The organism is Variovorax sp. LG9.2, assembly GCF_035018885.1.
Lineage (GTDB): Bacteria > Pseudomonadota > Gammaproteobacteria > Burkholderiales > Burkholderiaceae_C > Variovorax.
Genome location: NZ_JASJXB010000036.1, coordinates 1 through 26,918, shown reverse-complemented (window position 1 = coordinate 26,918; position 26,918 = coordinate 1). Strand labels below are relative to the sequence as shown.

The 26,918-nt window shown below is 62.1% G+C and carries 22 protein-coding genes and 2 pseudogenes; 7 read left to right on the top strand and 17 right to left on the bottom strand.

All coding sequences use genetic code 11. The features are described from left to right. Window positions 1-93 precede the first annotated feature (93 nt). From mltB to QN413_RS23765, 3 genes are read left to right on the top strand one after another with little or no spacing between them, the layout of a single operon-like run. Window positions 94-1,155, top strand: coding sequence for a lytic murein transglycosylase B (gene mltB, locus QN413_RS23775; RefSeq protein ID WP_416352239.1), 1,062 nt, complete (start codon window positions 94-96; stop codon window positions 1,153-1,155). Beyond that, entirely contained in the window at window positions 1,155-1,796 is a 642-nt protein-coding gene (locus QN413_RS23770) for an N-methyl-D-aspartate receptor NMDAR2C subunit (protein WP_323499074.1), read from the top strand. The genes mltB and QN413_RS23770 overlap by 1 nt, the downstream gene beginning before the upstream one ends. Window positions 1,797-1,799: 3 nt before the next feature. Next, window positions 1,800-2,429, top strand: coding sequence for a tetratricopeptide repeat protein (locus QN413_RS23765; protein ID WP_323499073.1), 630 nt, complete (start codon window positions 1,800-1,802; stop codon window positions 2,427-2,429). A gap of 9 nt (window positions 2,430-2,438) precedes the next feature. Here the strand turns inward: QN413_RS23765 and QN413_RS23760 are convergent, their stop codons facing one another. From QN413_RS23760 to glpD, 8 genes are all read right to left on the bottom strand, one after another. Then, window positions 2,439-3,143, bottom strand: coding sequence for a hypothetical protein (locus tag QN413_RS23760; RefSeq protein WP_323499071.1), 705 nt, complete (start codon window positions 3,141-3,143; stop codon window positions 2,439-2,441). A 120-nt stretch (window positions 3,144-3,263) separates the two neighbouring features. Beyond that, window positions 3,264-4,994 carry an ABC transporter substrate-binding protein gene (locus tag QN413_RS23755; RefSeq protein ID WP_323499070.1) on the bottom strand — a complete coding sequence of 577 codons (1,731 nt, stop codon included), beginning with the start codon at window positions 4,992-4,994 and terminating at the stop codon, window positions 3,264-3,266. A gap of 93 nt (window positions 4,995-5,087) precedes the next feature. After that, window positions 5,088-5,396, bottom strand: a complete 309-nt coding sequence (locus QN413_RS23750) for a DUF2160 domain-containing protein (RefSeq protein ID WP_323499068.1) — start codon at window positions 5,394-5,396, stop codon at window positions 5,088-5,090. Beyond that, window positions 5,396-6,208 carry a carbohydrate ABC transporter permease gene (locus QN413_RS23745; RefSeq protein ID WP_187051476.1) on the bottom strand — a complete coding sequence of 271 codons (813 nt, stop codon included), beginning with the start codon at window positions 6,206-6,208 and terminating at the stop codon, window positions 5,396-5,398. The genes QN413_RS23750 and QN413_RS23745 overlap by 1 nt, the downstream gene beginning before the upstream one ends. 82 nt (window positions 6,209-6,290) lie before the next feature. Then, on the bottom strand, window positions 6,291-7,181 hold the full coding sequence (locus QN413_RS23740) for a sugar ABC transporter permease (RefSeq protein WP_323499066.1): 891 nt from the start codon (window positions 7,179-7,181) through the stop codon (window positions 6,291-6,293). Window positions 7,182-7,239: 58 nt separating this feature from the next. Beyond that, entirely contained in the window at window positions 7,240-8,307 is a 1,068-nt protein-coding gene (locus tag QN413_RS23735; protein ID WP_187051474.1) for an ABC transporter ATP-binding protein, read from the bottom strand. 1 nt (window position 8,308) lies between these two features. Then, window positions 8,309-9,382 carry an ABC transporter ATP-binding protein gene (locus QN413_RS23730; RefSeq protein WP_323499065.1) on the bottom strand — a complete coding sequence of 358 codons (1,074 nt, stop codon included), beginning with the start codon at window positions 9,380-9,382 and terminating at the stop codon, window positions 8,309-8,311. 16 nt (window positions 9,383-9,398) lie between these two features. Then, a complete protein-coding gene (glpD, locus tag QN413_RS23725) occupies window positions 9,399-11,042 on the bottom strand; it encodes a glycerol-3-phosphate dehydrogenase (protein WP_323499064.1) in 1,644 nt (547 codons plus the stop codon). 101 nt (window positions 11,043-11,143) lie between these two features. Here glpD and QN413_RS23720 point away from each other — a divergent pair, with 101 nt between their 5' ends. Then, window positions 11,144-11,914, top strand: coding sequence for a DeoR/GlpR family DNA-binding transcription regulator (locus QN413_RS23720; RefSeq protein WP_323499063.1), 771 nt, complete (start codon window positions 11,144-11,146; stop codon window positions 11,912-11,914). Between the two features lie 11 nt (window positions 11,915-11,925). Beyond that, the gene (gene glpK / locus QN413_RS23715) at window positions 11,926-13,455 is read left to right on the top strand and encodes a glycerol kinase GlpK (protein WP_323499062.1); all 1,530 of its coding nucleotides are present in this window, start codon (window positions 11,926-11,928) and stop codon (window positions 13,453-13,455) included. A gap of 6 nt (window positions 13,456-13,461) precedes the next feature. Here glpK and QN413_RS23710 read toward each other — a convergent pair whose 3' ends face one another. The 4 genes and pseudogenes from QN413_RS23710 to QN413_RS23695 all read right to left on the bottom strand — a co-directional run. After that, window positions 13,462-13,824 carry a response regulator gene (locus QN413_RS23710; protein WP_323499061.1) on the bottom strand — a complete coding sequence of 121 codons (363 nt, stop codon included), beginning with the start codon at window positions 13,822-13,824 and terminating at the stop codon, window positions 13,462-13,464. A 104-nt stretch (window positions 13,825-13,928) separates the two neighbouring features. After that, window positions 13,929-14,888: an alpha-E domain-containing protein gene (locus tag QN413_RS23705; protein ID WP_187051468.1), complete on the bottom strand. Its 960-nt coding sequence runs from the start codon at window positions 14,886-14,888 to the stop codon at window positions 13,929-13,931. Window positions 14,889-14,925: 37 nt separating this feature from the next. Continuing rightward, the gene (locus QN413_RS23700) at window positions 14,926-16,428 is read right to left on the bottom strand and encodes a circularly permuted type 2 ATP-grasp protein (protein ID WP_323499059.1); all 1,503 of its coding nucleotides are present in this window, start codon (window positions 16,426-16,428) and stop codon (window positions 14,926-14,928) included. Between the two features lie 67 nt (window positions 16,429-16,495). After that, window positions 16,496-18,070, bottom strand: a pseudogene (locus QN413_RS23695) (DNA internalization-related competence protein ComEC/Rec2); the annotation flags it as partial. 29 nt (window positions 18,071-18,099) lie between these two features. Between QN413_RS23695 and QN413_RS23690 the strand changes: the two are divergent. After that, on the top strand, window positions 18,100-19,677 hold the full coding sequence (locus QN413_RS23690) for a recombinase family protein (protein WP_323499057.1): 1,578 nt from the start codon (window positions 18,100-18,102) through the stop codon (window positions 19,675-19,677). A gap of 1,332 nt (window positions 19,678-21,009) precedes the next feature. On the opposite strand, the pseudogene QN413_RS23685 reads toward QN413_RS23690, so the two are convergent. From QN413_RS23685 to QN413_RS23670, 4 genes and pseudogenes are all read right to left on the bottom strand, one after another. Next, a pseudogene (locus QN413_RS23685) lies at window positions 21,010-21,362 on the bottom strand (phage integrase N-terminal SAM-like domain-containing protein); the annotation flags it as partial. A gap of 220 nt (window positions 21,363-21,582) precedes the next feature. Then, window positions 21,583-23,559 carry a DUF3732 domain-containing protein gene (locus tag QN413_RS23680; RefSeq protein WP_323499055.1) on the bottom strand — a complete coding sequence of 659 codons (1,977 nt, stop codon included), beginning with the start codon at window positions 23,557-23,559 and terminating at the stop codon, window positions 21,583-21,585. After that, on the bottom strand, window positions 23,556-24,044 hold the full coding sequence (locus tag QN413_RS23675; RefSeq protein ID WP_323499054.1) for a three component ABC system middle component: 489 nt from the start codon (window positions 24,042-24,044) through the stop codon (window positions 23,556-23,558). Before QN413_RS23675 ends, QN413_RS23680 begins: the two co-directional genes overlap by 4 nt. Beyond that, window positions 24,041-25,234 (bottom strand): ABC-three component system protein, encoded by a 1,194-nt coding sequence (locus QN413_RS23670; protein ID WP_323499052.1) that lies wholly within the window; start codon window positions 25,232-25,234, stop codon window positions 24,041-24,043. Before QN413_RS23670 ends, QN413_RS23675 begins: the two co-directional genes overlap by 4 nt. Window positions 25,235-25,539: 305 nt before the next feature. On the opposite strand from QN413_RS23670, the gene QN413_RS23665 reads away from it, so the two are divergent. Beyond that, window positions 25,540-26,412 (top strand): branched-chain amino acid ABC transporter permease, encoded by an 873-nt coding sequence (locus QN413_RS23665; RefSeq protein WP_323499051.1) that lies wholly within the window; start codon window positions 25,540-25,542, stop codon window positions 26,410-26,412. Here QN413_RS23665 and QN413_RS23660 read toward each other — a convergent pair. After that, window positions 26,352-26,783 carry a hypothetical protein gene (locus tag QN413_RS23660; RefSeq protein ID WP_323499050.1) on the bottom strand — a complete coding sequence of 144 codons (432 nt, stop codon included), beginning with the start codon at window positions 26,781-26,783 and terminating at the stop codon, window positions 26,352-26,354. The two genes, QN413_RS23665 and QN413_RS23660, sit on opposite strands and share 61 nt — an antisense overlap. Between the last annotated feature and the right edge of the window lie 135 nt (window positions 26,784-26,918).

Sequence of the window (26,918 nt, the reverse complement as noted above, 5' to 3'; positions counted from 1 at the left end):
GGCGCGTTGTCCCCGCCAAGAACGGGCGCGCGCCACCGGCACAATCGGTGCATGCGCTGTTCTCTTTTGAAGCTCACTTCTTTTATCGTCGTCATGCTCGGCACCTGCATCGTCGCGACGCCGGCGACTGCGCAAAAGGCGCCGGCCAAGCGCACGATCGCGACGACGGCTGCCACAGGCCCGGCCGTCGTGCGTGGCGGCATCCCCTACGCGAACCGCGACGACGCCATGCAGTTCGCCGACGACGTGGCCGCACGGCGCGGCCTCGATCGCGAATGGGTGCGCGCCACCATCGGCAGCGCACGCTATCTGTCGAACGTGCCGCGGCTGATGCTGCCGGCGCCGGTCGGCACGCTGAAGAACTGGCGCGTCTACCGCAGCCGCTTCATCGACCCGGTGCGCATCGCGGCCGGCGTTCGCTTCTGGCGCGCCCACGCCGACACGCTGGCACGGGCCGAAGCGACCTACGGCGTGCCGCCGGAAATCATCGTCGGCATCATCGGTGTCGAGACCATCTACGGGCGCGATATGGGTCGCTTCCGTGTGATCGATGCGCTGGCCACGCTGTCGTTCGACTTTCCGCAAGGCCATCCGCGTGCAGCCGAGCGCCAGGCATTTTTTCGCGGCGAGCTCGAAAGCTTTTTGAGCACCGAAAGTCGCACCGCTGCCGATCCGCTCGCGCCGCTCGGCAGTTACGCCGGCGCCATGGGCATGCCGCAGTTCATGCCCAGCAGCATCGCCAAGTACGCGGTCGATTTCGATGGCGATGGCCGCATCGACCTGGTCAACAGCCCCGACGATGTGATCGGCTCCGTCGCCAACTACTTCAAGGCGTTCCACTGGTTGCCGGGGCGGCCCGCGACCTTCCCGGTCGGCTTCGATGAAACGCGGCTCAAGAAGACGATCTTGCTCGCGCCCGACATCCTTCCGACCTTCAGCGCAGACAGCTTCAGCGCCGCCGGTGGCGTGCTTCAGGGCGACGCGACGCGGTACGCCGGATTGCTCGCACTGATCGAACTGCAGAACGGCGGCGATGCGCCGACCTACGTCGCCGGCACGGAGAACTTCTACGCCATCACGCGCTACAACTGGTCCAGCTACTACGCGATGTCGGTGCTCGAACTGGGCGACGAGATCAAGGCGGCGATGCGCTGATGGGACCCGTGCAAGACGTCGCTGCAAAAACCCACGACACGCTGCTCGCGAACTGGCGGGCGACTTGGGCGACGCTCGGCCTGTCGTCCTCCCCCGCCCTGTTTGGAACACTGATGACTGCATGGGCCGAGCCGCAGCGCCACTACCACTCACTGCAACATCTGGCCGAATGCATCGCCTGGTTCGAGCGCGAAAAGGATGCAGCGGAACGTCCCGCGGAGATCGCACTGGCGCTGTGGTTTCACGATGCAATCTACGACGTGCACGCTCACGACAACGAAGAGCGCAGCGCCGACTGGGCACGTGACGCATTGATCGCCGCGGGTGTTTCGGTCGACGCTGCGGCTCGCATTCATTCGCTGATCCTGGCCACCCGGCACGATGCCGTTCCGGAAGGTCACGATGCAAAGCTGCTTGTCGACATCGACCTGTCGGTGCTCGGCGCGCAGACCGACCGCTTCGACGAATACGAGCGGCAGATCCGTGCCGAATACGCGCATGTGCCGCCTGAGGTTTTCGAACCGCGCCGACGAAATATCCTTCGGCACTTTTTCGATCGCGATCCGCTCTACACCACGCCCGGCATGCACGCCGCCTGCGAAGCACAGGCCAAGCGCAACCTGCGCAAAGCGATCGACTGAGCGATGGACACGCCACCGGTCCCCGCAGAGAAGTTTCTCGAACTCGCGATCCTTCATGTCAACGCCGGGCAACCCGACCGCGCACGGGTCATTTGCGACCATGCGCTGACTGCGCATCCCACGCACCCCGCGGTGCTTCAGTTGCTCGCCCAGCTGGAGTTCGACGCCGGCCAACTGGAGGACGCCCGCAGGCACATCGCTGCCAGCTTGATGGCGCGCCCGGACCATGCGCCGTCGCTTCTCGTAGCGGGCGGCGTGGCGCGGGCGCAAGGCCGCCTTGCCGACGCGGCGCACGCGCTGTCGCGGGCCGCTGCGCTGGCACCGGCGAACGGCAAGGCGTGGTTCGAACTCGCGCTGGTGCGGCAGGATTTGCGCGACTTCGACGGTGCGGCCGAAGCGCTCCGGAAGCTGCTGCGCGTGGCGCCGCCCCGGGCGGAAGTTGAAGTCAATCTCGGCATCGTGCTGCAGGAGGCAGGCCGGATGGACGAGGCCATGGACGCCTACGGCCGCGCGTACCACTTGCGCGAAGACACTTTCGGGCGCATCGCGCATGCGCTGTCGACGCCGAGTGCCGGCCGTCTCTGGCTCAACCTAGATGATTTGCGCGCCGCACTACGCGGTACCACCACATGAGCCGGCAACTCAGCTCACGCGTTTGCTGCGATAGCCCTTGCGGTAGACGCCCGGCCCGGCCATGATTTTTGTGGCGACGGTTTCGTAGGCGGCGACGCGTTCGGCAGACATCGCCTCGCAAGACAACGTCATCACCTCCCGCGGTACCGGGTAGCACTGGGCTACCGGCATGCCACGCGGCAACACGCCATCGAACGCGGGATCGATCCACACCGCCGGGAAGTTAATGCCGACATCGTTGAATCGATCGGCGTCGACGAGCCCTGTCACCAGCCTGAACGGCAGGTCGTCGCGGTTGACCGGATGCACCGCCATGAGCGACCAGCCGGCATCGAGCTCGACGGTCCAGAAGCTGTTGAACTTGAGCGCCGACCGCCCACCGTGCGCAAGCGGTGAACCGGCGATCTGTTCGGGCACATGAAAACTGAGCGGCGCGCGCGGGTGACCGGGCACGGTCAGCGCGGGCAATGGCCAGTCCCAGCTGAACTGCCCCGCCTTCACCGTCACGTCGCAAGGCAGCAGCAACATGAAGCCGTGCGTCATTGCGTCGACGAAGGGCGGGCACTGCTTGACGGTGCGAATGCTGCGCTGGTGCACCGCCGACTCTGCCCTCGGCGCCATCCGGCGCAACCAGTCCGGCAGCATCGCCTTGGCCGCCACGGGGCGCGGCAGCAAGTCGATCAATGCGGGATCGCAACGAAAAATGATGTTCATGGGAGCGCGTTGGAGTATGCCGCCTGCGGTCGGCAAAACGCCCTGCCGATCACAGAGATCGACAGGGCGCGAGCCCCGCACGAGGCGGGTACGGGGCGAGGTCGGCGAGCCGATGCGGGTTTAGCGCACGCGGCCTTCCTTCCATGCGGTCAGCAGCTTCTCGTAAGCCACGGTTTCACCCTTTGGCTTTTCGTTGGCCAGCTTTTTCCAGGGCGCATGTTCGCTGCTCAGCCACTTCGAAGGATCGCTCTTCGGATTGAGCTTGGGCGGGCAGTTGGCCATGCCAGCGCGCTGCAGGCGACCCATCACGTCGTCCATCTCGTTGGCCAGGTTGTCCATGGCAGCCTGCGGCGTCTTCTCGCCCGTCACGGCCACGGCCACGTTCTTCCACCAGAGCTGGGCCAGCTTCGGATAGTCGGGTACGTTGTTGCCGGTCGGCGTCCACGCCACCCGGGCCGGGCTGCGATAGAACTCGATCAGGCCACCGTACTTCGCCGCGTTCTGCGTGAAATAGTCGGAGCGAATGTCGCTGTCACGGATGAAGGTCAGCCCGACGATCGACTTCTTCAGCGAAGTCGTCTTGGAGGTGACGAATTGCGCGTAGAGCCATGCTGCGGTCGCACGATCCGGGTCATTGGACTTCAGGAAAGTCCACGAGCCCACGTCCTGGTAACCGTTCTGCATGCCGTCTTTCCAGTACGGGCCATGCGGGCCGGGAGCCATGCGCCACTTGGGCGTACCGTCGGCGTTCACCACCGGCAGGCCCTGCTTGATCATGTCGGCCGTGAAAGCGGTGTACCAGAACACCTGCTGTGCAATCTGCCCTTGCGCTGGCACCGGTCCGGACTCGCCGAAGGTCATGCCCATGGCTTCCTTGGGCGCGTACTTCTTCATCCAGTCGATGTACTTGGTCAGCGCGTAGACGGCTGCCGGCGAGTTGGTGGCACCACCGCGTGCCACCGAGGCGCCGACCGGCGTGCAGTTGTCGGCTGCGACACGGATGCCCCACTCGTCGATTGGCAATCCGTTCGGGATGCCCTTGTCGGCGGCGCCAGCCATCGACAGCCAGGCATCGGTGAAACGCCAGCCCAGCGACGGGTCCTTTTTGCCGTAGTCCATGTGGCCATAGATCGGCTTGCCGTCGATGGTCTTGACGTCTTCGCTGAAGAAGGCCGCGATGTCTTCGTAGGCCGACCAGTTGATCGGTACGCCGAGGTCGTAGCCGTACTTGGCCTTGAACTTGTCCTGCAGGTCCTTGCGCGCGAACAGGTCGGCGCGGAACCAGTACAGGTTGGCGAACTGTTGGTCTGGCAACTGGTACAGCTTTTTATCGGGCGCCGTGGTGAAGCTGGTGCCGATGAAGTCCTTCAGGTCGAGCCCGGGATTGGTGTAATCCTTCCAGGCGCCGGTCATCTGGTCGCTCAGCGCCAGTGCGGTGCCGTAGCGGTAGTGGGTACCGATGTGGTCGGAGTCGTTGATCCAGCCGTCATAGATCGACTTGCCCGACTGCATCGAGGTCTGCAGTTTCTCCACCACATCGCCCTCCTGGATGATGTCGTGCTTGACCTTGATGCCGGTGATTTCCTCGAAAGCCTTGGCAAGCGTCTTCGATTCGTACTCGTGCACCGTCAGCGTCTCCGACACGACCGAGATTTCCTTCACGCCCTTGGCTTGAAGTTTCTTGGCCGCATCGATGAACCACTTCATCTCTTCCATCTGCTTGTCTTTGGACAAGGTCGACGGCTGAAATTCGGTGTCGATCCACTTCTTGGCTTCCGCCTCGCCAGCCCATGCGCCGTGCGTGGCGAACATCGCCGCCGCGAGAGCCAGGGCGTTGTAACGCATCTTCATTTGAATGTCTCCTCGGTTGTCGCTTCCCCTCCTGTTTGGAATCCTCGGCGGCTCTGGGGAAGCAACGAGCCGGATTCACCTCCTGAAATTCAGTCAGCCCTTTCGCATCACCAATGCGAGCACCCCCATCGACAGTACGAAGCTGATCCAGATCGATGGCTCGGCTTCCAGGCTCATCCATTCTTGAAATTTGCCCGCGAGGCCGATGAAGATGAGGTTCAGAAAGGCTGCTGTGAGCAGGCCTATGAACAGGCGATCGCCACGGGTCGTTTCGATCGGCAACCAGCCGCGCCGCAACGTGGTGGGCGACTTGAATTCCCATACAGTCATACCGACCAGCATGAGGCCGATGCACGAGAAGAAAACGGCCACCGGGGTGGTCCAGACCATCCATTGAAACATCAGACTCTCCCCATCGCGAAGCCCTTGGCAATGTAGTGACGCACGAACCAGATCACGATCGCGCCCGGCACGATAGTGAGCACGCCGGCTGCCGCCAGCGTGGCCCAGTCCATGCCCGAGGCACTCACGGTGCGCGTCATGGTGGCAACGATAGGTTTGGCATTCACGCTGGTCAGCGTGCGTGCCAGCAGCAGTTCGACCCAGCTGAACATGAAGCAGAAGAACGCCGCCACGCCCACGCCGGCCTTGATCAGCGGCAAGAAGATGCGAATGAAAAAGCGCGGGAAAGAGTAGCCGTCGATATAGGCTGTTTCGTCGATTTCGCGCGGGATACCGCTCATGAAGCCTTCGAGAATCCAAACCGCCAGCGGCACGTTGAACAGCAGGTGGGCCAGCGCCACGCCCAGGTGCGTGTCCATCAGGCCGACCGTCGAATAGAGCTGGAAAAACGGCAGCAGGAACACCGCGGGCGGCGTCATGCGGTTGGTCAGCAACCAGAAGAAAACGTGCTTGTCACCAAGGAACGAGTAGCGCGAGAAGGCATAGGCAGCGGGCAGCGCCACGGTGAGTGAGATCACCGTGTTGATCCCGACATAGATCAAGCTGTTGATGTAACCGGAGTACCAAGACTCGTCCGTAAAAATCTTCACGTAGTTGGCCCAGGTGAAGGCATGCGGCACGAACGAGAAGCTCGACAGGATTTCCTCGTTCGTCTTGAAGCTCATGTTGACCATCCAGTAGATGGGCAGCAGCGCGAACACGATGTAGAGCACCAGAAAGATGCTGCGTTTCTGAAACCGGTTTTCGTTCATGTTGACCTCCACGCTCGGCACTTCGTGTCCTCGCTGCCCCCCGAGGGGGCGCAAGCTTGTTTGGGGCGGCACTGCACTGCGCTCACTGCTCCACCTCCACCTGCTGCGTGCCGACCCGCTGCATCCAGTTGTAGAGGATGAAGCAGAGCAGCAAGATGATCAAAAAGTAGATCAGCGAAAAGGCTGCTGCCGGACCCAGGTCGAACTGGCCCACTGCTTTCTGCGTAAGGTACTGGCTCAGAAAGGTCGTTGCATTGCCGGGGCCGCCGCCGGTCAGCACGAAGGGCTCGGTGTAGATCATGAAGCTGTCCATGAAGCGCAACAGCACTGCGATCATCAGCACGCCGCGCATCTTGGGCAACTGGATAAAGCGGAACACCGCGAACTTGCTCGCACCGTCGATACGGGCCGCCTGGTAGTAAGCATCGGGAATCGAGCGCAGGCCGGCATAGCCGAGCAGAGCCACCAGCGGCGTCCAGTGCCAGACGTCCATCACAAGCACGGTGAGCCAGGCGTCGAGCGAATCGCCGGTGTAGTTGAAGCTGATCCCCAACCACTGCAGCGTCGCACCGAGCAGGCCGATGTCGGTCCGCGCATAGATCTGCCAGATGGTGCCGACCACGTTCCACGGAATCAACAACGACAGCGCGACCAGCACCAGCACCGCCGACGACTTCCATCCCTTGGCCGGCATCGACAGCGCGAGCATGATGCCGAGCGGAATCTCCACCAGCAGGACGGCGATGGAGAACGTGAGTTGCCGCCACAGTGCTTCATGCAGCTCGCTGTCGCGCATCACGGAGGCGAACCACTCGGTGCCGACGAACACGCGCCGCTCGGGTGAGATGATGTCCTGCACCGAATAGTTGACCACCGTCATCAACGGAATGATGGCCGAGAAGGCGACGCAGATGAGCACTGGCAGCACGAGCCACCATGCCTTCTGGTTGACAGGTTTCGTCGTGGTGCTCATGGCAAAACCTTTGTGTTGCGCACTTCGTTACTGTTCATCTTGGGAGCGGCCCAGCGTCTCATACCAATTCCTCGTCGCGGTAGTAGCAGGTGTGGGCGTCCAGCACTTTGAGCCAGACGGTGTCGCCGACCTTCGGTGGAAGCGTTTCTGAACTGAGGCGTGCCTTGAGCCTCGTGCCCCCGGCCTCTGCGCTCAGCATCGAATGGGTGCCCACGTCCTGCACCTGAGTGACGGTCGCGGGCACGGCGCCGGGCGCTTGCGCCGCTGCCATGCGCAGGTACTCGGGACGAATGCCCAGCTTGAGCGCACCATCGGGCAGTTCGCGCATCGCGGCGAGTCGTGTTCCCGCGACCTCGATACCGCCGCCGATGCTTTGCGCAGGAAGAAAGTTCATGCCGGGCGATCCGATGAAATGGCCAACGAAGGTATGCGCCGGCCGTTCGAAAAGCGCCTCCGCGCTGCCCACCTGCACTGCCTTGCCGCGCGTCATCACCACCACCTCTTCGGCGAAAGTGAGTGCCTCGACCTGGTCGTGCGTCACGTAGATCAGCGTCAGCTTCAGTTCGCGGTGGATCTGCTTGAGCTTGCGTCGCAACTGCCACTTGAGGTGCGGATCGATGACGGTGAGCGGCTCATCGAACAGCACGGCAGACACGTCGCTGCGCACCAGGCCGCGACCGAGCGATATCTTTTGCTTGGCGTCGGCCGCGAGCCCCGACGCGCGCTGGTTAAGCTGACCGCTCATGTCGAGCATCTCGGCTATTTCGCCGACCCGCTTCTTGATCTGGTCGGCCGGCACCTTGCGGTTGCGCAGCGGAAACGCCAGGTTCTCGGCCACGGTCATGGTGTCGTAGATCACCGGGAACTGGAACACCTGCGCGATGTTGCGTTCCTGCGGGCTGGCATGTGTCATGTCGCGACCATCGAAAGTGACGGTGCCTTGCGACGGCACCAGCAGGCCCGAGATCACATTCAGCATGGTCGTCTTGCCGCAGCCCGAGGGACCGAGCAACGCGTAGGCGCCGCCATCGCGAAAGCTCATCTTGAGCGGCAGCAGCGCGTAATCGCTGTCTTGCGTCGGGTTGGCACGGTAGGCGTGCGCCAGGTCGAGGTCGATGCGGGCCATGTCAGCTTCCTTTGCGCCACACAGGCGCGACCGCCAATTGCCCAGCCGCGTCGAACACGTAGGCACGCGCTGCACTGAAATACAAGGTGATCGAAGCACCCAGCTCGAAGCGGTGCACGCCGGTCAGCTGCGCCACCAGTTCGCCGACGGCGGTTTCGACGTGGACGAAGGTGTCGGAACCGGAAATCTCTGCCAGCTCGACCTTGCCGGGCAAGGCGATGTCGCCTTCCCCATCGCCGACGTTGAGCGCACTCGAGCGCAGGCCCACGGTGACCGCACCTGAAACGTTGGGCGGCACTGCCATGCGCAGCAGGGGGCCGGTCGTGAGTTGGACACCGCCGTCGACGGCGGTGCCGGCCAGCAGGTTCATCGGCGGATCGCTGAAGGCGCGCGCCACTCGCAGCGATTGCGGCGCGTGGAACACTTCCGCAGTGGGACCGTACTGCAGCAGTTCGCCTGCATCCATGACCGCGGTGTAGCCACCCAGCAGCAGCGCTTCGCCGGGCTCGGTCGTGGCGTAGATCACGGTCGAATCACCGCTGGCGAACAGCTGTGTGAGTTCTTCGCGCAGACCTTCGCGCAGCTTGTAGTCGAGGTTGACCAGCGGCTCGTCGAGCAGCATCAGCGGCGCGTTCTTGGCCAGTGCGCGCGCCAGCGCCACGCGCTGCTGCTGGCCGCCCGACAGCTCGGCCGGCAAGCGCTCCAGGAACATGCCGATGTGCAGCTTGTCGGCCAGCGCCCGCACCTTGGCGTCGATGTCCTTTTCACCGCGCAGCTTCAGCGGCGAGGCGATGTTGGCTGCCACCGTGAGCGACGGATAGTTGATGAACTGCTGATAGACCATCGCGACATTGCGCTCCCGCACCGGCATGCCGGTGACGTCTTTTCCGTCGACCAAAACCTTGCCCTCGGTCGGTGTGTCCAGGCCTGCCATCAGGCGCATCAGGCTGGTCTTGCCGGCCTGCGTGGCACCGAGCAGCACCGTCACGGCGCCGCTGCGCGGGGCTATGCTTTGCTCATAGAGCCATGTTTGGGCACCCACCTTCTTGGTGACCCGCTCGAGTGTCAATTGCATTCAGTGCCTCCCTGCGTCAGTTATTTTTCGCGTTGGCATGCAGCCAGGCGGCGACTTGTTCTTGTTGCACCGAGGTGTAGTGCAGACCGAGCTTGGAGCGACGCCACAAGACATCGTCTGCGTTCACTGCCCATTCGTGGTCTTGCAGGAAGCGCAGTTCGCGCTCGTGCAGACCGGGCGAGACCGCGGCGCCCATGTCCAGCATCGACACGGCCGGCCCGATAAGGTCCACCACGCGAGCGCCGTAGGCACGCGCCAGCCGGCGTGCCAGCGACACCTCCAGCCAGGGAAAGCGGGCCTGGACAGCGATGACGAAACGCTCGAAGTCGTCGTCGGGTCGTGTGGGCGCTCCGATAAAACCAGAAAGGTCGCCACCCGCCATGAAGGCGCCATCGGTCCACGCGGGCCGCTTGGTGCTGTCTTCGCCCAGCATCTTGCCGACCTCGTCGGCAGCGTCTTCCGCCAGCTTGCGAAACGTCGTGATCTTCCCGCCCCACACCGACAGCAGCGGCGCGGCATTCGTGCTGGACTCCAGCATGTAGTCCCGCGTGACGGCCGAAGGATCGCCCGATTCGTCGTCGAGCAAAGGCCGCACGCCAGAGTAGGTCCACACGACGTCGGCAGGGACGATGGGCTTCTCGAAGTAGCGACTGGCCTGGTCGCAAAGATAGGAAATCTCGTCGTCACCAATCTTTGCGGCACCCGGATCGTTACCGGTGAGCTCGATGTCGGTCGTGCCGATCAGGGTGAAATCCTGCTCGTACGGAATCGCAAAAATGATGCGCTTGTCGGGGTTCTGAAAGATGTAGGCGTGGTCGTGTTCGAAGAGGCGCTTGACCACGATGTGGCTGCCCTTGACCAGCCGCAGACTTTTGGTTGCGAGCGACTCACCTCTGGCCGAATGCGCCACACCGCGCAAGAACGCCTCCGCCCACGGGCCGGCCGCATTGACCACCGCGCGAGCCCGTATCGACCGTTGACCCGTGGGGCCCTCCACCGTCGCGACCCAGTGGTCGGCGCCCCGCTGCGCGCTGATGCATCGGGTGCGGGTCAGTACCTCGGCGCCCTTGGCGCGTGCGTCGATCGCGTTGAGAACCACGAGCCGCGCGTCATCGACCCAGCCATCGGAATAAACGAAGCCACGCCGGTAGGACTTCTTGAGCGGCACACCCGCCGCATGCTTGCGCAGGTCGATGTTGCGCGAGCCGGGCAACACTTCGCGTTTGGCCAGGTGGTCGTACATGAACAGGCCGAGACGGATCATCCAGGCAGGTCGCATCGATGGGTCGTGCGGCATCACGAAGCGCAGCGGCCACATGATGTGCGGTGCGCTCTTGAGGAGCACTTCGCGCTCCTGCAAGGATTTGCGCACCATCGAAAACTCGTAATACTCCAGGTAGCGCAGACCGCCGTGGATGAGCTTGGTCGACGACGACGAAGTGTGCGCAGCGAGATCGTCTTTTTCGCAGAGCACCACGCGCCAGCCGCGGCCAGCCAGGTCGCGTGCAATGCCGCAGCCATTGATGCCACCGCCTACGATGAGCACATCGCAGTCGGTCTCGGATTCGGGCAGTGAAGAAGAAATATCGCTCACGAGGGTGCCTGGTTGGCTGTGATTTCGAACACGCAATTGGGGTTGCGTGTGTTCGTTTTTTTTCATTCTGGCTCCTTACGACGCGATTAGGGTCAGAGTTTTCCCTTAATCGGATTCGTTTCTTTTCGTTCTAAAGTGACACGACTCGCGTTTCAACCACTTCCCCAGTGAACTCCAACCCTCGCCAGATCAACCTGCTCGACACCGTGCGCGCCCGCGGCACGGTGACGGTCGAGCAGCTCGCCGAGATGCTCGGCGTGACCCTGCAGACGGTGCGCCGCGACGTGCAGCGGCTGGCCGACGAAGGTCTGCTGACGCGCTTCCACGGTGGCGTTCGCGTGCCGAGTTCGACCACCGAGAACATCGGCTATCCGCAGCGGGCCTCTCTCAACGCCGAAGGCAAGATACGCATCGCGCGCGCCGTCGCCGAGCAGGTGCCGAACGACTGCTCGTTGATTCTGAACATCGGCACGACGACCGAGGCCATCGCACAACAACTGCTGCGTCACACCGGGCTGCGCGTGATCACCAACAACCTCAACGTCGCGACCATCCTGAGTGGCAACCCGGCTTGCGAGGTCATCGTCGCGGGCGGCTCGGTGCGGGCACGCGACCGCGCGATCGTGGGCGAAGCGACCATCGATTTCATCCGTCAGTTCAAGGTCGACATCGCGTTGATCGGGGTGTCGAGCATCGAGTCCGACGGCTCGCTGCGCGACTTCGACCTGCGTGAAGTGAAGGTCGCGCAGACCATCATTGCGCAGGCGCGAGAGGTCTGGCTCGCGGCCGATGCCAGCAAGTTCAACCGGCCCGCGATGATCGAACTGGGCACGCTTTCGCAGATCGATTGCCTTTTCACCGACGCCGATCCGCCCTCGCCCTTTCCCGCACTGCTCGAGCGCGCACAAGTGCGTTGCAACATCGCTCGCGCCAATTGAAGGCTTCCGCCATGACTTCCGCGACGAACTCCGGCACGCCATCTGGCGCGCCCTATCTGCTTGCACTCGACCAGGGCACGTCCAGCTCCCGCAGCATCGTGTTCGACCGAGAAGGACACATCGTCGCGCTGGCGCAGCAGGAGCTGACACAAATCTATCCCCAGCCCGGCTGGGTCGAGCACGACCCGCGCGAAATCTGGCGGAGCCAGCTCGCCACGGCGCGCGACGTACTCACAAAGGCGAAGCTGGGCGCCAAGGACATCCACGCCATCGGCATCACCAACCAGCGCGAAACCACCGTGCTGTGGAACCGCAAGACCGGCGAGCCGGTACACAACGCCATCGTCTGGCAAGACCGCCGCGCCGAACCGATGTGCGCCCGACTGCGCCAAGACGGACTCACCGACACCATCCGCGACAAGACCGGCCTGGTGATCGATGCGTACTTCTCCGGTACCAAGCTGCGCTGGCTGCTCGACAACGTGCCCGGCGCACGTGCCGCGGCCGATCGGGGCGAACTCGCTTTCGGCACCGTCGACAGCTGGCTCATGTGGCAGCTCACCGGCGGCAAGGCGCATGTCACCGATGTCAGCAACGCATCGCGCACCATGCTCTTCAACGTCCACCAAAACCGGTGGGACGCCGACCTCCTCAGCGCCCTCGATATCCCCGCCTCGCTAATGCCCACGGTGCAACCATCGAGCTCGCATTTCGCCGATATCGACGCCGGTTTGCTAGGTCGATCGCTGCCGATCGGCGGCGTTGCGGGCGACCAGCAAAGCGCCCTTTTCGGTCAGGCTTGCTTCGACGCCGGCATGGCCAAGAACACCTACGGCACCGGCTGCTTCTTGCTGATGCACACGGGCGAAGCATTTCGGCCCTCGCAAAACGGCCTGCTGGTCACCAGCGCCGCACAGATCGACGCCACGCCGCGCTTTGCGATGGAGGGCAGCGTCTTCGTCGGCGGTGCGGTCGTGCAGTGGTTGCGTGACGGACTGAAGGCAATCAAGGGCAGCGCCGAGGTGCAGTCGCTGGCCGAGAGCGTGCCGGACGCGGGCGGCGTGATGATGGTGCCGGCCTTCACCGGACTCGGCGCACCCTACTGGAATGCCGATGCGCGCGGCACCATCACTGGCCTCACGCGCGGCACGACCGTCGCGCACATCGCTCGCGCCGCGCTTGAAAGCATTGCCTACCAGAGCGCCGCACTGTTGCAGGCGATGAGCCGGGATGCGGTTGCGGCGGGCGGCCAGCCGGTGGCAGAACTTCGCGTCGACGGCGGCGCTTCTGTCAACGATTTGCTGATGCAGTTTCAGGCTGACCTCCTCGGAATTCCGGTGGTGCGCCCCGAAGTGACCGAGACGACTGCCCTCGGCGCTGCGTACCTTGCGGGCCTGTCGACCGGCGTCTACAGCGACGTGGCACAGCTCACGAAGCTGTGGAAAGTGGAGCGGCGATTCTTGCCGACGATGGAACGGCCGCAGGCTGAAGAAGCAATGGCGCGCTGGGCACAGGCAGTACGTCGCGCAACGCTCGCCTGAAAGATTTCAGGCAGCGCAGAACGCGTAGAACGCTTCCAGCTCTTCGGATTTGTCGAACACGGCGTCGGCGCCCAGCTTCTTGCACCACTTGCGCACGCTCGTGTTGGGAGTATTGGTCAGAACCACGACGCGCTGTTGCGGCCTGCGGTCCCGGCAGCAGCGCAGTACTGCGAGGCCAGAGCCTTCCTGAAGGAACAAGTCAGCGATCACCAAATCCCAGGCCGCCTGGTTGTTATTCAACCAGTGGCACGCATCGGCCTCCGATTCGGCCACACCGACCACTCGGCAGTCCGGCAACTCTTGCAGCATTGGGATCAACTGGTCGCGAATACGCTGGTGGTCTTCGACGAGATAGATACGGAGTGTCATAAGCGCCTCTCGGACGCCTAAGTCTAAGAACCGACAGCTAGTTGCAGCGTCGTCCGCCTCACCCGGTGCGGGTAGGCGACAGCCGCGCAACGGCCTCCACTTTCTCAGTGTGCCGTCGGCACCAGGAAGTCCTGGCTGATGCGGCCACCGATTTCGTTCACCCGATCCAGGAACTGGGTCAGGTACGCGTGCAACCCCGTCGCCAAAATCTCGTCGACTCGCGCGAACTGCAGGTCGGCCAGCAGCTTGCCGGCACGGCGTTGCGTCTCGGCGCTCTGGTCATTGGCAACCTTGGCGAGGTTGTTAACGACCTCGTGCAGGCACGCGTGCAAAGAACGCGGCATGTCGGGGCGCAGCATCAACAGCTCGGCAACGCGCTCGGGCTTGATGACGTCGCGATAGACCTTGCGATACACCTCGAAGGCCGACACGCTGCGCAGGATCGCGCTCCAGTGATAGAAGTCGTACTCCTGATCTTCTTCAGTCGCAGTGCCGAAGAACTCGCTGTTCAGCGCATGGAACTTGACGTCGATGAGGCGCGCCGTGTTGTCGGCGCGCTCCAAGAACGTGCCAAGGCGAGCAAAGTAGAACGCTTCGTCTTGCAGCATCGTGCCGAGCGTGACGCCGCGCGACAGGTGCGAGCGGAACTTGACCCATTCGAAGAACTGCGCCGGGTCACGTTCGAAGTCGCCCGCACGCAGCATGCGATTCACTTCGAGCCAGGTGGTGTTCTGCGTCTCCCAAGCCTCGGTGGTAAGCGCGCCGCGCACCGCCCGTGCGTTCTCGCGCGCAGCCCGCAGGCAAGACAAGATCGACGACGGATTGCCCTCGTCCTTGACCATGAACTCCATCACCTCGCCGGGCACGATCTGCTCGTGCTTCTTGTTGTACGCCGGCAGGAGCTCGCTGATCGACAGCAAGCCTTGCCAGCCGTACTTGGCCACTTCGGCCGATTGCGGCAGCAGCGACGTCTGGTAGTTGACGTCGAGCATGCGGGCCGTGTTCTCGGCCCGTTCGGTGTAGCGCGACATCCAGTAGAGGTGGTCGGCGGTGCGTGACAGCATCGATGTTCTCCGTTGTTCTCTTCGAGGCTTCGCGTGTCTACGCGGCAGCCGACTGGCTTTGGGACTGCGCCTGCGAAGGCTTGCGCGGCGTGCGCTCGGCTTCCAGAATCCAGGTGTCCTTGGTGCCGCCGCCCTGCGACGAATTCACCACGAGCGAGCCCTCCTTGAGCGCCACGCGCGTCAGGCCGCCGGGCACCATCTGCACTTCCTTGGCGGACAGCACGAAAGGCCGCAAGTCGATGTGCCGCGGCGCGATGCCGGCATCGACGAAAGTCGGCGAGGTCGACAGGCTCAAGGTCGGCTGCGCGATGTAGCCTTCGGGATTGGCAATGACGGCCTTCTTGAACTCTTCGATCTCGGCCTGCGTCGCCGCCGGGCCGATCAACATGCCATAGCCGCCGGCGCCATGAACCTCCTTCACGACGAGGTCCTTCATGTTGTCGAGCGTGTATTGCAACTCGTCCTTGTTGCGGCACATGTAGGTCGGTACGTTCTTCAGGATCGGCTTTTCGCCGAGGTAGAACTCGATCATCTTGGGCACGTACGGATAGATCGATTTGTCATCCGCCACGCCAGTGCCGACGCCGTTGCAGATCACCACGTTGCCGTTGCGATAGGCGCGCATCAGGCCAGCGCAACCGAGCGTCGATGTGGGGCGGAAGACTTCAGGGTCGAGGAAGTCGTCGTCGACGCGGCGGTAGATGACGTCGACGCGCTTCGGGCCACGCGTGGTGCGCATGTAGACGAAGTCGTCCTTGACGAAGAGGTCTTGCCCTTCGACGAGTTCGATGCCCATCTGCTGCGCCAGGAACGCATGCTCGAAGTAGGCACTGTTGTACATGCCGGGCGTGAGCACGACCACCGTGGGCTCGGCCGTTGCCGCCGGTGCGCTGGCGCGCAATGTTTCGAGCAGAAGGTCGGGGTAATGCGCGACGGGCGCGACGCGGTTCTGATTAAACAGATCAGGGAACAGCCGCATCATCATCTTGCGGTTTTCCAGCATGTAGCTCACGCCGCTCGGCACCCGCAGGTTGTCTTCGAGCACGTAGTACTCGCCGTTGCCGTCTGCATCGGGCGCACGCACGATGTCGATGCCGGAGATGTTCGAGTAGATGTTGTTGGGCAAACTCACGCCCATCATCTCGGGGCGAAACTGCGCGTTGTTCAGGATCTGCTCAGCCGGAATGATGCCGGCCTTGATGATGTCCTGGTCGTGATAGACGTCGTACAAGAACCGGTTGAGCGCCGTGACGCGTTGCACCAGGCCCTTTTCCATGCTCTCCCATTCGTGGGCCGGAATGATGCGCGGCAGCAGATCGAAAGGGATCAAACGCTCGGTGCCTGCGCCGTCTTCGTCCTTGGCGCCATACACCGCGAAGGTGATGCCGACGCGCCGAAAAATCATTTCGGCCTCTTCACGGCGCTGGCGCATGACCTCGCCGGGTTGCTTGCCCAGCCATTGGTCGTAGCGCTGGTAGTGGCCGCGGATTGCTGCTCCCGCGTAGGGAAGCTTCTCGTACATCTCGTCGAATTTGTGCATGGAACGACCAATCTCCTTCGCACATAGCTTAGCAAGTTCAAGGCCTGAAAACGCGCTGCTGCACGCTTTAAGGAACGTGGTGATGCCAGTAACGACGCCCGATCGTGCGCTCGCATTTCCATGCCTGTGGCGATTCGCTGTGCCAGTGCACTGCCCCGCAGTGCGGCGAGTCGACGACTGCCGCATTGCGGGCCACGTAGCGCGCACGCACCTCTTCCGCAGGATGGCCAAAGCGGTTTCGGTAGCCCGACTGCACGATGGCAAGCGATGGGGACACGGCGTCGAGCATGGCGGCGGTCGACGAGGTCTTGCTGCCGTGGTGCGGCACGAGCAGAACGTCTGCGGCGAGGCCCGGCTCGCGTCGCACCAGCGCAGCCTCCTGATCGCGCTCGACATCGCCAGCAAGGATCGCGGTGGCGCGGCCGTTGCTGATGCGCAGCACGCAAGACAACGCGTTCGGCTTGGCCGTCGGCGTGTAGTCGTCCGCGAGAGGGTGAAGTATCTCGAAGCGAACACCGTCCCATTCCCAATGCTTGCCGGCAACGCATCGCTCCGCTGGCCGCAGCGCCTGCAACGGGTGCGTCGCCTCGATCGAACTCAACAGTGCTGCCTGCGGCTGCATCGCCAGCACCGCAGGCGCGCCGCCGGTGTGGTCGATGTCTCGGTGGCTCAAGACCACCTTGTCGAGCCGCTCGTCCATGGCGCGCAGCAACGGCACGATGACGCGGTGGCCGGCATCGCTTTCGAGGCTGTAGCGCGGCCCGCTGTCGTACAAGAGGCTGTGTGCGGCGGTACGAACGAGCACCGCATTGCCCTGCCCGATATCGACTGCGAGCAGTTCGAACTCGCTGCCTGGCGGTCGCGGCGTCTGCCAGAGCAGCACCGGCAGCAACAGCGGCAGGCCGAGGGCGCGCATCGACCAGGGCAGCCGCATGGCCACCAGCACACCGCCCGCTACGCCGCAAACCGCCATCCATATCGGCGGCACCGCCATCGACACCGTGGCGAAAGGCATCGAGGCGAGCCATTGCAACAGTAGCGCCAACGCTTGCACCGACCAGGCCGCGACGGTCCACAGCGGCGTGACGACGACGCCGCCCATCGCCAGCGGCGTCACGACCAGCGTGACCCATGGAATCGCGATGGCATTGGCGGCCAGCCCGACCACCGACACCTGCTGGAACAGCAACACGCTCAACGGCGTGAGCGCCAGCGTGACGACCCACTGCTCGCGCAAGGTGCGAGCCAGATGGCCGGCCACGCCACCCCTGGCGACAGTGGCCGCACCCCCATCGGTCGCAAAGAGCACGCCCACCGCGACGAAGCTGAGCCAGAAGCCGGCTTGCATCAAAGCCCACGGATCGATCGCCACCACCACCGCGCAGACCAGCAGCCAGACGTGCGGCCAAGGCCAGCGCCGGCCCGTCAGGCGCAACAGCGCGACCGTTGCGAGCATCCAGATCGTGCGTTGCGATGGAACGCCCCAGCCGCTGAAAAGCGCGTAGCCCGCCGCCAACAACACGCCACCGACCAGCGCAGCATGCGGCGCGGGCCACATCAGCATGAGCCGGTCACTGCGCCGCCACAGCGCGCCGACCAGCAGTGCGGCGAGCCAGGCGAACATGGTGATGTGCAAGCCTGTTTAAATTACTTTAGAAATACAATATACCGATGCGCCCAACCGCCTATAGCTACATCCGCTTTTCAACGCGCGCACAGATGGCCGGTGACAGCATGTCGAGGCAACTTTTGAACGCAAGGAACTATGCGCTCCGCCACAATATGCGCCTGGACGAAACCAGCTACCAAGACCTCGGCATAAGCGCATTCAAAAGCAAGAATGCGACAGACGGTGCGCTCGGCGCATTTGTAAAAGCGCTTGAGGAAGGGCTCATTCCGACCGACACCACGCTGATTGTTGAAAGTTTGGATCGGATTTCAAGGGCCACCATCATGGACGCCCTTCCGCTCTTCATGCGGATCATCAACCTTGGCGTCACGTTGGTGACGCTCTCAGACGGCGAGCGCGCGTATTCGCGCAAGCAGATCAACAAGGACCATGGCATGTCGCTGTTCGGTTCCATGATGGTCTTGATTCGCGCGCACGAAGAGAGCGTCGTGAAAAGCCTTCGCTCAAAAGCCGGCATCCAAGCCTCGCTCGAGAAAGGCATCAAGCATGGCAAATGCCCGTTTTGGTTGCAAGTAGCTCCAAACCGAACGACGTTTCGAGTCCTCAAGCGTCAAGTCGACCTCGTGCACGTTGTCTTTGAAACCAGGCGTTCAGGGATAGGTGCGCATCGGATTGCAAGGCAACTCAACGAAACGCTGGGCATGAAGTGGACAACACCGCAGGTCGTTCACTTGCTTCAAAACCCTTCTGTAATTGGTGTTCGGGTCTCTCAGGCGGGGTATCCGCCGCGGGAGGGGTATTACCCAAGAGTCATCCCCTCCGAGCTTTACTACGACGTGCAAAAGCTCATGTCTTCAGACATCGGAACCAAGAGAGGTCGTCGGTCCATGGACGAAAAAAATTTGTTCTCGGGGCTTTTGAAGTGTGCCGAATGCGGGTCTGGTATGCGCTTCTTCGCTGAGTCACCGCGCGTCAGTCAACAATATGTTCGATGCCTGAAGGCGGTGACGAACGCCGGTTGTAACGCTCCTTACGTCAACTACGGCGCCTTCGAGAAAGAGGCGATTGGATGGCTGTTGGTCGACCAAGATGAGGAGCTCGTCCCGTTGAGAGACAAGAAGAAGCCAACCAAACGATGGGTGACCGAGGCCGAGATTCAACAACTTGCCGACGAACAGTCTCGGCTAGAAAACGTTATCGCGAAGGCGCTGAACCCTGCACCCTTCCTAGCGCGGCACAACGCGAACGAACTAAAGCTCAAGGTCCTGCGGTCTGCTGTGGAGGAGGAACCAGACTTTGATGAGCGGCTGTTTCCAGAACGAGCACTTGAGCTGGTTGAGAAACACCAAGATGCTGCCCTGTCCGGCAACAAAGATGAGCTGCTTGCTGTTCGTCGAGAGATTCGGACCGCGTTTTACAGGGGCATTAAGCTAATCCGTGTGTTCCCTGAAGAGCGAGCGGACGACGAGCATGTGTGCACGTTCGCCGTGACGTTTCGAAGTTTCGACGGCGAACATACGCGCCGTTATAAGCGCCCTGCCCTTCAAAATCCCAAGGGTGTTCGCAACGGATGGACTAGGCCGAACAATACCGGATCTAACGCCAAGCTCGCCCTGTGAAGAGTCATACGTTGCGCGTTTTCAGTTGCGCTATGCATCGCAAATCACTGCAACGAATCGCATGCTTCGGCTGCCGTCGTGCAACGCAAGTTTTAGGAGCCCGCTGTGTACTTGGCCTAGAAGGCGGACAAAAATAAACCATTGCAATCACCCGATACCTTCAGCATGGTCTACCTCAGAGTTCGGTTCAAGTACGGCAGCAAGGGCACACGCCCGTCCGTTTTCGCTACGGAAACGTTGTCCGCAGAGGGACGTAGCGAAAGTGCCGCGCTAGCGGCGCTTCGACGACGCTATCCGAGCAGAGAGATTATTGTGCTGGCTGTCGAGTAAGTCGCGCAACTCAAGCTGTCGAGGGCTTGAAAAGTTTGAACGTCGCGTTCAGCGCGACGAAGAGCGCTCGAACGACAAGGGCTCAGCGCCCGAGAAATGTTTTGAAAGTTCGAAACGGGGTAAAGGTTTTGAACGGCGAATACGGCGCAAAGGGAGAGAAGGAAGGAAGCGGCTTGATAGGGCCTGTGGGTTTGACTGGCTTCCGAGGCTTCCGAGGCTTCCTTGGCTTCCTTGGCTTACGAGGTTGGATTGGCTTGCGAGGCCGAGCTGGGCCTAAAAGCTCCTCAACGAACAAGTTACGACGACAGCTTTGACAGCCGTTTAACGCACCCGCATGTGGCTCTTCCGCTTGCTGCTTTGCTATCCGCATTCGTTCTGCCCTACCTTCTTGCTCCTTTATTTATTGTTTACCGCATCTTCGTAGGATGCACCCCGAAGTTTGCGCGGTCCCGCCTCCCTCCACCCAGCTGACAGCGGCTTGTTCGACCCGGCACGGTCTTCCTTGCTTCACATGGATGTGCAAATGGTCACTCGCTGACTTCTGGCAAACACCAATTTACGCGCACGCTCTGGACGTCAGCTTGAGACTGGCTGCGGTCCCTCGATCCAACTAGGTTCGAAGACCGTTTCAAGCTGATTGCTGACGTTCAACCGCCAGATGTGAGGGGCTCGGATGGGCCCATGGATTGTGGGCACTCTGCAAGGCAACAACGCGGCGCAGGCGTCTGGTCCAGCGGAACCGGCCGAAGCGGTGCGGTCTGCCGATGTTGATGCTGTCGTTGATGAAGCATTCACGCTAAAGATCTGCTTGTCGAAGCTTTGCTTCGATAGCAGGAGGTGAATGAGGTAGTGCTCCCTCGGCGTCAGCAGCACTAGGGAGACGCTGATTTATTAATCGATCCCGGCACGCCTCATGCATGCACGAGAAGACCAGATTACGAGGGCAACGGACATGAACCAACGCAGCTTTGCCAGCGCCGAGTACGCATTGAAGAAGAAGCGAACGCGCCGCGAGAAGTTTCTAGCCGAGAGCACCACCGGCAGCTTCTGCGGCACATGGACATAACTCATCCTCTGGACCAGTTCGCCGCGATTGAGCGTGACGTCGAAGAAGAACTTCAGGCCGGTGATGGTGGCGTGAGCGTGATCGGCCAGACGCCCCGGTCAACCAGATGCAACTGAAAACGACGCAGATCCTCCGCCGTGGCAGTGTCTGGGGAACGTTGGAGGAAGCTCGCGAGGTAACGCACTGCGCGAACGTACGCAGATTGCGTCTTGGGCCCGAGCTTGCGCATGCGCATGTCGTCGAGCAAGCGCTGGCGCAGCGGGGACACCGCCGGTGTGGAAGGGATCATGATCGTGCTCCTGTCGAAGAACGAGGCCGATTGCCTCGCTCGCCAACATAGACAGGGGCGCGATCTCTATTGGCGGCGCGGTCTTGGCGGCGGACTACCGCGCGAGCGGTTTAGTCCTCGGGCCTTAAGCGGAAGTAGCTGCTCAGCGAAAGCGGACGTTCACGAGGGATGACGGCTCTGATCCCTTAGCGGCGGTTCATGCAGTGATGGCGTCGTCGCCTTACTTGCTCCAGCTGGGCCAGTCTTGCGGCACCAGTGCCAGCGGATTCATCCACGGCTCTTCGACCAGCGCGTCTTGGAACCAGTCATCAGCGAAGTTGGCATGTTCCGTGACGATGAGCTGAAAGCCTGGGACCAGCTCCTTCGTGTAGTTCAGCAGCGTCTCAAACAGCTTCTTGGCAGCCTCCAGGTCAGCGTCCACGCGCTTGACCTGCTCCGCATCCCCCGCCACCGATTCATAGATGGTCTGCGACGGGAAATAGACCTGCGTCGGCTGGTCCAGCATCAGGAAGCGAGGGATAGGGATGCGGTTTTCCGATGCGTAGTGGTGCAGGGCCAATAGAGCCGAGATGTGATACGCCAGCCAGTCCGCGCCGCCGCCGGTGCGATTCATCGGAACTGGATTGCCGGGACGCTGCGCCACCACGGTCAGGTTTCGCATGTCCAGCCGGAACGGAAACCCCGAGAAGTAGGCCTTGAACCCCTTCACTAGCGAGGTCATGGTGCTGGAGATGTGGGCAATGACCGATTCCATACGCGCGTCTGCATCGTCGTCGTCGTCCGCGCCCTGGTGAATCTGGTCGAGTTTCGCCTGCAGCCGCTCGACTTTGAGTTTCAGCGTGCTGATGGCATTGCTTGGATTCAAGATGTCCAGGTAGAAGCTGACTCGGCCTTGAACTTTCAGAGCGCGCGTGTTGGCGTCCTCTTGCGCTGCTGCCTTCTCATCGGTCAGGACCGCAGCGTTGAGGTCGACCTCGACCTCACGGATGGCGTCCTTCAGTTGGCTGGAGCGGTCGGTGAGCGCTGCTATGTGCTCATCCAGGCGAGGGCGCGCGCCGCCAACGTGCTCAAGCTCGCTGTCCAGGCTCGATAGCTCGGCCATCAGCGCTTGAGCGATGCCATCCATGCGGGCGTCTTCCTCTTTCAGAAACGGCCACTGCCAGGCGCCATTCGACGCACGCGGCAGTGAATTGATGGACTCAAGGCGGGAACGTTGCTCCTGGGCCTCGGTCTGGAAGTCGGACGCGCCTTTGACGTACCTCTGTGCGGATGCAATCTGGTCCAGGACCTGGCGGCGTTCTGTCCGCAGATTTGAACGACGTGCTTGGAGCTTCGCCATTTCACTCTCGGCCATAAGCGCTACCTGGCCGGGTCGCCAGCTAAGGACTTCCCGAAGGGACGCGACCAGGTCGCTCATGGCTCCGTCCGTGCTTGACCCGACACGGCCTTGCGAGTTATTGAAGGGGATACCCACAGTCCGCGCCTCAGCCAGCAAGCCCAAGCCGCGCGTGTCCAGCGCATCCTCCGTCTCCTGTGCCAGCCTCAGTTCTTTCTGACCAATCTTCAGCTCGCGCTGCGTCGCACGTCGGTTTGCCTCAGTCTCCATGTCGCCGACGTTGGAGATGCCGAAGAGGACGGCAAATGTGTCACGGATGGTCTGGGGAAGGTGTTCCTCTGCTTGCCGGTAGAACAGAAGCTCCTTACTAGCCACGAGGCCTTGCTTCTGGAAGAGATAGAACGTCGTGTGCTTGACGTTGACGGAATAGCCAGTGCGACTGCTGCGCTCAGGAACAGGCGTCTTGGTCTCTGGGATGCCAAGCAGGGACGAAAGCAGTTCGTGAACAAGCTCGTCGCCACCGTTGTGCTTTAGGGCGTTGAAGTCCGGCGTCTGAATCTGCCGACCGCGCATGACCATTGCGAGCGAGCAATGAAGCTGACCCTGCTTGGGGTTGGGCTTGGCGATGAACACCTGCTCGTATGGAAACTGGAACGTGACCGCGAACCAAGACACCTTGTCGCGGATGAAGCCCTCCGCAATCTTGCACTCGTCTTCGCCCATGCAGTATTCGACGATGTCCGACAGAGATGACTTACCCGTTGAAGCCAGGCCGGTGATGATGTTTAGCCCATCGGGATTCAGGGTGAGGTCGCGCCTACGGCCGTCGTGGCTGTAGATGTGAATCGAAGCAATCTTCATGGGCGGATGGACAAACTGGTGTAGACCGTCATGCGGTCGTTAATTTGGGCGAAATCACGACCAAGGACGACTGCAGCGGCGCGGCACCTTTCGGCGTCTTCGGTGTTCAGCGGCTGGGGTGACACCCGTCTGGGGATAAGGCTGATGCGGCCCTCATCGTCGACCTTGATGCAGTCCTTGCTTGCGAGCAATGCGAAAGCCTCTGCGGCGTGCTGGACCAGCGCTCGCGCTCGCTGAGCGAAGTCGACCAGCAAATCCGGGCGAAGCGCGAAGACACGCAGCACCGAAAGCTTCCTGTTTTCCAGAATCTTCGCGCGTGAGGCTAGGTGCAGGCAGATCGGCAGCACAAGCAGGGTCAAGGAATAGGGCATTGGCTTCCCCAATACGCGCTCGTACTCGCGTATGGCTGCAGCCAAGACCACCGCGCAGAACGCCGGGTTGAAAAGATTCCGTTCTTCAAAAGGACGAGATGACCAGTCCCTCATGCAGGAACCTTCAACGTGGCAGCGTTCAGGCGCTCGAGGAACTGGGGATGCCAGTGCAGACGAGGCATCGGCTTCTCGTCCGCGAGGATGTGAAAGCTGCCGCGGCGAACGAAGTCCTCCGTGACGTCTTTGCGGAGTTGCAGGCCCTTGGACTGGTTCTCGGCCCAGTCATACAGCTGGCGACCCGCAGCTTGGAATTCGGCCTCGTTCTGCGGCACCTTTACTATGGCCCAGCCCCTTGCGCGCTTCCATTCTTCGACCAGGCGCAGCTCGAACTTCCGAATCTCGCCGCCCACGAGGGCGTTGACTCGGGTCCAGTGCGCGCGTTGGGAGAACGCGCGGTAGAAGTCCAGGATGGCCATCTCCAGGCTGTCGCTGGACATGCCGATTGCCCGCAGTTGCTCGACGAACTGCCGCGAGTCCTTCATCGCGTCGATTTCCTTGTCGGGGTACGCGTCGTCGAAGGTGATTGGCAGACGCTCGTCGTAATACTCGCTGTTGACCTGTGCGAATTTCGCCCAGACTTCGGCGCCGGTAATGGGCTTGCGCTCGCCCTGGATGAGCTCGATGGCTTCCCTGAGCCACCAGCCTTCCATGCGTTCGCGGACATCGATGCGGAATTTCGCCGCCACCGACCGCAGCAGCGGGGCGAAGGCGGCGTCCAGCTCCTTGATGCGTAGCGAATTGTCGGCAATCACGATGCGAGCCAGGAAATCGTCCTGTTGGGTCCCGGTCAGCGAGCTGAACGTGGTTTCAATCTGTGCACTCAGCGCCGCCCGCGAGCCCTTGAGCTCGGTGACGAGCTGGTTTGCGAAGTCCGCCGGCTTGGCATCGGTACCGTCGAGGAAATACCGAAGCAGCGAGGTGGGACCAACCCGCGCCGTCGTCGCCATGCAATACGAGTGGTCGCAGGCGAGGTTGCCATCGCGGATGTACCGGACGAGCCAGATGCGGACAGACTTCCAGAAGTCGGTCGACAGCGTGCCGACGGTCTCGCCGACCTGCTTGTGCTTCAGCGAAATCAGCGTCTTTTTTCCGTCGACGTCGCGTAGTTCGACGTCGTCGTCGGCCTCGATGAGCAGTGCTTGGCTTTCGTCCTGCTTCATCAGGTGCGCGAGCGCGAAGCGAACCTGATAGACATAGCCCAGCCCCTGCTCGCCGGCGGCATACTTGTCTGTGTGTGTTGCCACTTGTCCTACCTTGGTTGCTCGCAACCAATCACGATCGCCTGATGACCATGTCTTGGCCCTTCACGTTCGTGTCGATGCTGGAGCCGAAGTCATCGACACTCGTATTGCTCTGCCGATTGAACGCAGAGTGTAACCATACGTTCGCCAGCGCGACGCTCGTGCACGGGTGCCATGCCCTTTCCCGTGCGTAGGATTGAATGTGTAGAAGGAAGTGGCCGCGCTGCGCTGAGTTTGGCTGCTGCGACCAACTCGCTGGAGGGGCGCTCGCCCTGCCCTTCCTGCTCGCAGGATTCGTCACTTTCCAGATGACGCTTGTGCTGATCTATGGCGTTGCCATAATGGGCCTCGTGATCCTGACCGGCTACAGCGGCCAGTTCTCGCTCGGCCACGTCGCGTTTTTCGCGATCGGCGCGTACACCGCGGCCATCATGATGGACCGGGGCTGGGCGCCTTATCCAGTCACGTTGCTGGCGGCGGGCGCGGTCAGCTTCTGCTTTGGCTTCCTTTTCGGTTTGCCGGCGTTGCGCCTGGAGGGCATCTACCTCGCGCTCGCCACATTTGTACTGTCCGTCGCCACGCCGCAGGTTTTGAAGCTCACGCCGCTCATCCCTTATACCGGCGGCGTCAACGGCATTTCGCTGGTCAAGCCGAAGGCCCCTTTCGGCCTTCCTATCACGGCCGACCAGTGGCTTTACTATTTCACGCTTGCCGTGGCCGTGTTCATGCTCTGGGTCGCTGTCAAACTGATGCGCACGCGCACCGGCCGGGCCCTGCTCGCCGTGCGCGACAGCCAGGTCGCTGCAAGGGCCATGGGTGTGAACACCGCCGTCTACAAGGCCACGGCGTTCGGCATCAGCGGGTTGTATGCCGGCGTCGCGGGCTCACTGAGCGCTTTGGTCGTGCAATACGTTTCGCCCGACAGCTTCACCATGAACGTCTCCATCGCGTTCTTCGTGGGCATGGTCCTGGGCGGCTACCGCTGGCTGCCCGGCGCCTTCTTTGGCGGCTTGTACCTCGTCTTCATGCCTCATCTGTCTGAATCGTTCGGCAAGGGTTCCGAAGGCATCGCCTCTGCCGTTCTGCTCATCGTCACGGTCTTCATAGTACCGACAGGCGTTTACGGCCTATGGGCGCTGGTGCGCGGCCGCGTGCTGCGCCTCACGGCCGAAACGATTTGATCGGTGGGACAACGAAGGCCGCTAGCCTTCATTGCGACAATATGTCGATGCGCATTGCGAACGCGCGCGACAAGCTCGTTGGGTCCACCCGGCGCAAAGCCAAGGACCAGGGTAGCGGGCAATCCCGCGGCTAGCAAAACGTTGCGCGCGAGGTTCATGCCCGCAGTGCCGGCGCTTAGCACGCAGCCGATCACCACGTCCTCGATCTCGGCGCTCTCGACGTTCGCGCCCTGCAGGGCATGCGAAATGGCATGGCCCATCATCGTGGGCGACTTGGTCGCGTTAAGCGAGCCCTTGCGAGCGCGGCCGATGCCGGTGCGCGCGGTGATGACGAGCTCAAGTCGCCAATCGTTCGGCTTTGAACTCGTCAACTTCTGTTGGAAGTTGACGAGTAAGCGTCCGGCTAACCCGTCCCGTTAGCCTTGGGCGCTGACCTTGCCCCCGAAAAACGTACCCCTTGCTGAGTGTTTCAATTCAGACAAGGAGAACGCAGATGACGAAGACGA